Source organism: Stenotrophomonas pictorum JCM 9942, assembly GCF_001310775.1.
GTDB lineage: Bacteria > Pseudomonadota > Gammaproteobacteria > Xanthomonadales > Xanthomonadaceae > Stenotrophomonas > Stenotrophomonas pictorum.
The window spans coordinates 1-8504 of sequence record NZ_BAZI01000101.1 but is presented as its reverse complement, the minus strand read 5'-3'; the positions used below and the strand labels follow the sequence as shown (position 1 = coordinate 8504).

Here is an 8504-nt window from a genome sequence, read left to right as displayed (position 1 = left end):
CCCTCACCGGGGCAGCGGGTGAGGGTGATCGGGCAAGCCGTGGACGGGGTGGGGGCGCCACACCCCGGCAGGGCGGAGACCCTCAAGTCCCCGCGCGCGGGCCCGGTTATCCCTTTCCAACACCCGCCATTGCCCGGAGGTCCGGGCACAGCGCATCCGGCGGCTGTTTGACCGCCGGCACCGGTTGGACGTGCTAGCGTTCTTCCGTCCACCACTGGGAAGTCGTCATGGAACTTCGCACCGTTTTCCGGCTTGTCGGGCTGTCCTTGGTACTGATGCTTGCCGCCTGCGCCAGCACCCCGCGTGTGGCCAGCCAGGCGGATCCCAGCGCGGACTTCTCGCGCTACCGTAGTTTCGCGTTCTACACACCGCTGGCCCTGGAGCAGCACGGTTACACCACCATCACCAGCAACCGCATCCGTGCGGCGGTTCGTACCCAGATGGAGGCGCGGGGTTATGTGTTCGATGAGCGCAATCCGGATTTGTGGGTGAACCTCAACGCGTACCTGCAAGACAAGACGCGTGTCACCACGATGCCGGAAGTGGACTACGACTATTACTACAGCTATCGCGCCCGCGGCTATGTGGCTGTGCCTTACTGGCGTGACCGTACCGATGTGTACCAGTACACCGAGGGCACACTCAATGTGGATGTGATCGATGCCCGTCTGAAGCGGCTGGTCTGGGAAGGCATCGCGGTTGGCACCGTCGGCCGTTCCGATCCGCAGCGTCGCGGCGAGCGGATCGACGCGGCCGTGGCGGCGATATTTGCCGAATACCCCTATCGTGCGGCCGCCACCACCCCCTAGAGTCCCGTCGCATGGCGAGGATGTCCGGTGCTTTCGCGCGCGCCCAGCTGAGATGGATCGTACTGGCACGCAAGCACCCGTCTGCCTGGTTGCTGGGCGTGCAGCTGCTGGGCGTGCTGCTGTATCCGGTGATGGAAAACATGCCGGCAGGACGTGCGGTGTTCGGCGCCTTCGGCATGGCGGTGCTGGGCTTGTCGGTGTGGGTGGTGCGTCGCAGTCCGCTCACCATCTGGATTGCACTGGTGCTGGCGATACCGGCCGTGATTTTCTCGGTCGCCGGCGCCTTGCTAGATCGCTATTCGGTGACGATGGTGGCGCAGTTATTCGAATGTCTGCTGTACTTCTATACGACATGGAGCCTGATCGCCTACATGTTGCAGGATCACAAGGTCACCCGCGATGAGCTGTTCGCCGCCGGCGCGACCTTCACCCTGCTGGCCTGGGCATTCGCTTTCGCGTTTTCGGTCTGCCAGCACTGGATCCCCGGCAGCTTTGTCGCCACCAGCGAGGGCGATTTCCGGACGTGGACGGAGCTGCTTTATCTCAGCTTCAGCTTGCTCTCGGGAGTGGGCCTGAGTGATGTCGTGCCGGTGCTGCCGCAGGCCCGCGCGCTGGTGATGCTGGAGCAGTTTTCAGGCGTGATGTATGTGGCTCTGGTTGTTTCCCGACTGGTCGGACTGACGATCCACAAAGCCGGAAAAAAATGAACGCCAGATAAAAATTTCGCGCCCGGAGGCGCGAATTTTGCAGCAGATTATGTGTATTCGTCGGCGAGAGAGAGCCTGATGTCGTCCCGCGTGGATACGCGAGGAACCTCGATAGGCTAATATTTGCTCGATCTAATTCATTTGCGCTTTGCGTTGACGCCGTTTGCGGACTTTGGCGGTTCACTGGTAGCCCTGCTTCCAGGGGGCGGACACAGGATTGTGTCCTCCGGCAATTCCTTCCCTGAGTGGCATGGATATATCCAACAACGAAAAACCGGTGTCCGATCGCTTGCTGATCGGTGAATGTGTCGTGGTGCTGTCCTCGCGTGAGGTGCATGTGCCCGGCGCACGGCGGTTGCGCCGATTGACGCCCAAAAGTATCGGAGTGCTGCTGGTGCTGGTCCGCAAGGCCGGCCAGGTCGTCACGCGTGATGAGCTGTTCGCCGAGGTGTGGCCGGACACCATGCCGACCAACGATGTGCTCACCCAGGCGGTCACGCATTTGCGCAAGGCCTTCACTTCGGGCGAGAGCGGAATTGATGGCGCGGCGTATATCGAAACCATCGCCAAGACCGGTTACCGCTTGCTGGCACCGGTGTCGTGGGAGGGCCAGGGTTCTATTCCTGCGGGACGGTCGCCGTTAAGCGAAACGGCGCTGGTTCACGGCGCGCAAGCTGGCGCAACGCATGCGGCCGATGTGCCCAGGCGCTCGATACGCCGGCGGCTGCGACGCCAGGTGTTGATTGCTGTCGGCCTTGCGCTGCTGGCCAGTACGGTGGTGATGTTCTGGTTGTTGTGGACCGCGCCGGCGGTTGCCGATCCGGATGTGGTCAATACCCGTGGTACCCGTGTGGTGGGTAGTCCGGAGCGCCCCTACCGGCTCATCACCTCTACCGCAGCCTTCGAGACCAGTCCGGCCCTGTCGCCCGACGGTTCGCTGGTGGTGTTCGCCAAGGAGGAGGAGGGGCTTTCCAGTCTGTGGATACAGAGCACGGGCAATACCGCCGCCGCGCCGCTTGTCGCGCCACCTGCGCAGGCTTCCGACCGCTTTCCGGCATGGTCGCCGGATGGGCGCGAGATCGCATTCGCGCGATTCCATCCGGGGGACATGTGCGAGGTGTTGCTGGTGTCGGCGACAGGGGGCAGTGCGCGGCGGGTGGCGCGTTGTGATGGCACCGAGATGCTCAGCTTCGACTGGTCGCCCGACGGGCGCAGCCTGCTCTTCGGCTCGATGACAGGCAGCCAGGCCAGCCGGGGTATCCGGGTACTGGATCTGGTATCCGGCCGTTGGTCGTCGTTGCGCTATGAAACGGGCAATGACGATTTCGACTACGCGCCGCGTTACTCGCCCGATGGCAAGCGGATCGGTTTCGTGCGCAATCCGCAGGTGGGGGATCTGTGGGTGATGGATGCCGATGGTCGCAACGCCAGGCGTGTGACCGAGGATGCGGCGGAAATACGCGGCTGGAGCTGGCTCGGTGCGACCGAGTTGGTGTTCGGCCGACGTGTGGACAGCGAGTCCCGTCTGTATCGCCTGGATGTGACAACCGGCCTGCTGCGTGATCTGGGCGTGGATGACGCCGACAGCCCGTCGGTGTCGCGGCAGGGACGCAGCCTGGCGTTCAAGCGGGACCACCCCAGGTACGCGCTGTTCCGGTTTCCATTGGGAGAGCAAGGCGGCAAGCCGCAGCGGTTGTTCGCATCTTCGGGGCGGGACGGTCAGCCGATGGTGTCGCCAGACGGCAAACGCCTTGCATTCACCTCCAACCGCTCGGGCACGTTCGCGCTGTGGTGGGGAAGGCTGGATGATCCCGATTCGTTGCAGGTGATCGAAGGTTTCCGTCCGGAAGCGCGGCAGCCGATGGACTGGTCCGCCGATGGCCACAGCCTGCTGGTTGCCGGGCGTGACGGCGAGGGCATGCCCGGCATCTATGAGGTGACGCCCGAAGAGGGGCACTGGAAGAAATTGCCGGTGCCGGTGCATGAGCCGTTGCAGGCGATCTATGGATCACAACCGGGCAGCGTGCTGGTGCTCGAGCGCGACAACGATGACCGGATGCGGTTGACCCTGTTCGACCGCCGGCAGCAGCCATGGCGGCGCCTTGCCTCGATGGAGGGGGTGTCCCAGGTACGGCTGGACAGGGCAGGAGATCGTGTTCTGTTCACGCGGCTGGCGCACGCCGGCTTGTGGCAGGTGGGCCCGACGTTGGCCCAGAGCAGTATCAGGCTGCTCAGCACGGAGGCGCCTACGCGCTGGCGTTATCGCACGTGGGCGGTGACGGGCACCGGCAAGGTGCACTATCTGCATATCGCTCCGGACTGTGCCAGTCAGCTCACCGCCATTGAGCAGCCGGATCGCAGCCTGTGTCTGGACGCGCGACGCTACGGATCGCGCAACGGTTTGAGCATGGCACCCGATGGCAGCGCTGTTTATGTCGCTTTGGCCATCGCCGACGGCACCGATATCGGTCTGATGCCGGTAGCGGAGCGTGTGCCGTGGCCTTCGCTTGGTGCGGCCAAGTGGTTGCCCTGGTTGAAAAAACCGCTTTCGTGATTCTTTCGCAAGTGGCATCTGGAAATTTTCGGAGCAAACTCGCCGGAACTTCCTGACCTGGGGCGCCAGAGTTGGCAAAACCATCGGCCATTGACGGCAAATGATGGTGTGTCACATGCGGCAGGTATCCTGGTCGATCGCGGCCAGTCGGTGTCATTCGAGAAGCAGGCTGAAGAGGGCGAGCGACCCAATTGTGTGGGAGTTGCCCGGCTGGGCAGTCTGCAGACCTCCGGAACGGTGTTCACGGTGTGGTTGCAGTTGCGTGGCAGCGCCTGGGTGGAGTCCAAGGAAGGCAAGTTCCGCCTGCGCCAGCGCGAGTGGATCGCGTTCGAGAAGGAGTCGCGGCCGTTGATCCAGGCCGGGCGCGACGGGATGTGTATCGGCGTGAGCTCGACAGTGACGCGCTGCGCATGCTCGGAACGCTGGCCGACAGCAGCGTCTATACCGGCCGTGGCCGCATGACCCAGGCCGAGGCCCGGCTGGCACTGCGCCTGTGGCGCGAAGCGCAAGGGCCGGGTACCAGCATCCATCACCTGCGGCCGTTGCTGCTGCATATCGCCTCGCTGCAGCGGGAGATGTCCGGCGGCGTGCAGCGGTGCCCGGGACGGTCACGCATGCGCAAGCGGCAGGTGTTCGGGCGGATGCAGCGGGCGCGCATGTACCTGGAAGGCAACAGCCACCGGGTGGTGCGTATCGGTGAACTGGCCGAGCTGACCAACTTCTCCAGCTGGTACCTGTCCAAGACGTTCCAGAGCCTGTACGAGGAAAGTCCGCAGTCGTTGTCTGCACGCCTGCGTCTTGAACGTGCGGCCATGTTGCTGCGCGATACCGACATGATGATCGGTGAAGTGGCCGCTGCCAGTGGCTTTGACAATTGCTGCAGCTTTGCGCGGGCATTCCGCTCCAAGTACGGCACCTCGGCCACCCGCTATCGCGAGGCGATGGAAATGTTGCCGCCAGAATCGGCAAAGTTTCCGATTGGGTTGCGCAAATAAAACGATGCGACTCGAACGTAACGTTCAGGGGTGTTTAACGCACCACTAACGTAATCGGAGAGATTGATGAATTTTCGTACTCCCGCTGTGCGGTTGGGCTTGCTCCCGGCCGGCATTGCCATTGCGCTGACCCCGGCTTTTGCCTCGGCGCAGGACGCCGCTGCTGGCGCCACCACGCTGGACCGCCTGGAAGTCACCGGCTCGCGCATCCGCGGTGCCAACATGGAGACCCAGCAGCCGATCCTGACGCTGAGCCGTGAAAACCTGGAAAAGCAGGGCTTCACTTCGGTTGCCGATGTGCTGCAGAACATGACCTCGGCCGGCTCCCCGGCCATCTCGCGTTCGGAATCGCTGGCTTCGGGCGAGAATGTGGGTGGCTATTACATCGACATCCGCAATCTGGGCGCCAACCGCACCCTGGTACTGATGAACGGCAAGCGCCTGGGCGCCACCTCCGGCGGCTACCAGGATCTGAGCCAGATCCCGATGTCGGCCATCGAGCGCATTGAAGTCCTGAAGGACGGTGCCTCGGCCATCTACGGTTCGGACGCCATCGCCGGCGTGGTCAACGTGATCACCCGCAAGAACTTCGACGGCGCCGAAGCCAACGTCCATATCGGCCAGTACGGCGAAGGCGACGGTGACCTGGAGCAGTACTCCTTCACCATGGGCGCCACCGGCGAGCGTGGCAGCCTGACCCTGTCGGCCGAGTACAGCAAGCAGGATCCGGTGATGGCCAAGGATCGCTGGTACTCGCGTGATGGCAGCCTGGGTCCGAACTCGACCTCGGCTGACTGGAGTGCGCTGACCAACAAGGGCAGCTGGTTGGGCCCGTGCGGCCCGGGCGGCGCCGATGCATGGTGCACCCTGAACGAAGGCGGCAATCCGAACAACGTTGCGGACTACCATCCGATCACCCAGGATGAGTACACCAACGCCAATACCGAGATGAGCCTGCAGACCGGTATCGAGCGCAAGTCGGTCTACGTCAACGGCACCTACGACTTCACCGACAACATCTCGTTCAACGCGGACATCCTGTACAACGAGCGCAATACCGACCAGCAGATCGCCGGTTATCCGTACCAGTCGGCATCCAAGGCCATCAATACCCCGATGTCCGCCGACTCGGTGTTCAACCCGATCGGCGAGCAGATCGACTTCCGTCGTCGTCTTTCGGAAGTGCCGCGCACCACCGACAGCCAGCTCAAGACCCTGCGCTTCGCGCCGTCGGTCAGCGGCTTCTTCGATTTTGCCGGCAAGTCGTTTGACTGGAATGTCGGCGCGCTGTTCAACCGCAACGAGTCGGTCAAGAGCAACCACGGCGACATGAGCCTGATCGCTGCACGTCAGGCGCTGGGCCCGTCGTTCATCGACGCCAATGGCGTTGCCCGTTGTGGCACCGCCGCCAAGCCGATCGACGGCTGCCTGGCCTGGAATCCGCTGCTGCCGATCGGCGTGGCTGGCCCGGGCTCGCTGGCGGACAAGGATCTGCAGGAATTCCTGTTCCCGACCTTCACCACCACCGGTGTCTCCAAGACCACCGCGTTCACCGCTGACCTGGCCGGTTCGATCATGACCCTGCCGGCCGGCGACCTGGCTTCGCCGTCGGTATCGAACACCGCGAAGAAGACGCACGCTACGTGCCGGATGCGTTCATGCAGTCGGGCCAGTACACCGGTCTGGCGCAGAGCACCACCAACGGCAAGTACGACCTGGACGAGGTCTACCTCGAGCTGAACATCCCGGTGCTGGCCGACATGGCCTTCGCCAAGGAACTGACCGTCAACGTTGCCGGCCGTTACTCGGATTACAGCAACTTCGGCGACACCGTGAACGGCAAGTTCGGCGTCACCTGGCGTCCGCTGGATGAACTGCTGGTCCGCGGCACCTACGCCGAGGGCTTCCGCGCGCCGTCGATCGACAACATGTACGGTGGTGTCGGTGCGAGCTTCGAGCGTTACACCGATCCGTGCTCGGTCGGCGTGGCTGGCAGTGTTGCCGGCAATGCCGCCTGCACCGCGGCTGGTGTGGCCCCGGACTACGTACAGCTGGGTCAGGGTTACGTGCCCTGCACCTCCTGGCCGTGCGCTACCCCGGACCAGTTCATTTCCGGTTCCAACCCGAACCTGAAGCCGGAAACCTCCACCAGCAAGACCGTGGGTCTGGTGTGGAGCCCGCGCTGGGTGCAGGGTCTGGACATCTCGCTTGACTGGTACAACTACCAGATCAAGGACATGATCATCTCCGACAGCGTCAACCGCATCCTGCGTGACTGCTATGTGCTGGGTAACGCCAGCCGTTGCGACGGTATCGTGCGCGCCGCCGATGGCCATATCAGCGACATGTTCTACGGCCTGGCCAACCTGGGTCAGATGGAAACCGAAGGCTACGACCTGGGTGTGAAGTACCGTCTGCCGGAACTGGCCATCGGCCAGATCTCGCTGGATTGGCAGACCACCTACACCGCCAAGTACGACGAAGTCGGCCAGAACAAGGATGGTGACAAGATCATCATCGGCAACGTCGGTTCGCCGGGTATCTTCCGCGTGCGCTCGAACCTGGGCGTGAACTGGGAGTACGGCGACTTCGGTGTGAACTACACCGCGCGTTACTTCTCGGGCATGAAGGAAGGCTGCATCACCACCGACGCTGGCTGGTGTGATCTGGCTGACCGTTATGCCAATGGCGAATGGGAGCCGCTGCGTACCACCGGTTCGAACACCTTCCACGACCTGCAGGTCAGCTACAAGGCGCCGTGGAATGCCACCGTTGCCATCGGTGCGAACAACCTGTTCAACCACCGTGGCGCGCTGCAGTACTCGGCGCCGAACAGCGCCTTCGCGTACTACGGCGGCTTCGACATCGGTCGCTTCCTGTACCTGAAGTACACCCAGAAGTTCTGATCCATCGGATTTCTGTGACGCAAGACCAAGGGGTGGGCCGCAAGGCCCACCCCTTTTCTATGGACCTGTCCCGGATGCAACAGCGCCTGCGTGCCACCTCCCGACCGGACTTGAACGGCTATCCCGGTGGCTGGAGGGGGCGCAGGCACATACAAAAAAGGCCGCCCAGGGGCGGCCGTTTCGCTGTGCTGCCGGACGGGGAGTCAGGCCTCGACGCTGAGTCCGGCCAGATCGGCCGCCAGCTCGCGCCAGCCTTCCAGCTTGGAAATCACGCCGGTGCGGGTCAGGTACTGCTCGTCGACCGCCGTGCCGCCGGCCAGTGCGGTGGCCACATGCACCGCACCGCTCACCCAGAAACTGCGCACGGTCGAGCGCTGGGGTTGAAGGTGGAAGGCGACGGCTTCGATGATCGGCATCGGCAGGCCCCACAGACCAAGCAGATAGGCGCCGGCTTCGGCATGGCCCGGGCGGTCGTCGCCGTCGGCCGGAGCCTCGCTGCGCTCGTTGCGTACACCGGGCAGCAGCAGGCCGAT

Annotated in this window: 3 protein-coding genes and 3 pseudogenes; 5 read left to right on the top strand and 1 reads right to left on the bottom strand. The window is 63.5% G+C overall.

The window, feature by feature from the left end:
• Positions 1–227 precede the first annotated feature (227 nt).
• The 5 genes and pseudogenes from JCM9942_RS07145 (at position 228) to JCM9942_RS07125 (ending at position 7971) form a co-directional block, all read left to right on the top strand.
• Positions 228–809 (top strand): DUF4136 domain-containing protein, encoded by a 582-nt coding sequence (locus JCM9942_RS07145; protein WP_054658731.1) that lies wholly within the window; start codon positions 228–230, stop codon positions 807–809.
• A gap of 20 nt (positions 810–829) precedes the next feature.
• A complete protein-coding gene (locus tag JCM9942_RS07140; protein WP_054658729.1) occupies positions 830–1516 on the top strand; it encodes an ion channel in 687 nt (228 codons plus the stop codon).
• Between the two features lie 250 nt (positions 1517–1766).
• Entirely contained in the window at positions 1767–4070 is a 2304-nt protein-coding gene (locus JCM9942_RS07135) for a winged helix-turn-helix domain-containing protein (protein ID WP_054658727.1), read from the top strand.
• Between the two features lie 126 nt (positions 4071–4196).
• Positions 4197–5065 (top strand): annotated as a pseudogene (locus tag JCM9942_RS07130) (helix-turn-helix domain-containing protein).
• A gap of 66 nt (positions 5066–5131) precedes the next feature.
• Positions 5132–7971: pseudogene (locus JCM9942_RS07125) on the top strand (TonB-dependent receptor).
• A 203-nt stretch (positions 7972–8174) separates the two neighbouring features.
• Here the strand turns inward: JCM9942_RS07125 and JCM9942_RS07120 are convergent.
• Positions 8175–8504: pseudogene (locus tag JCM9942_RS07120) on the bottom strand (HDOD domain-containing protein); the annotation flags it as partial.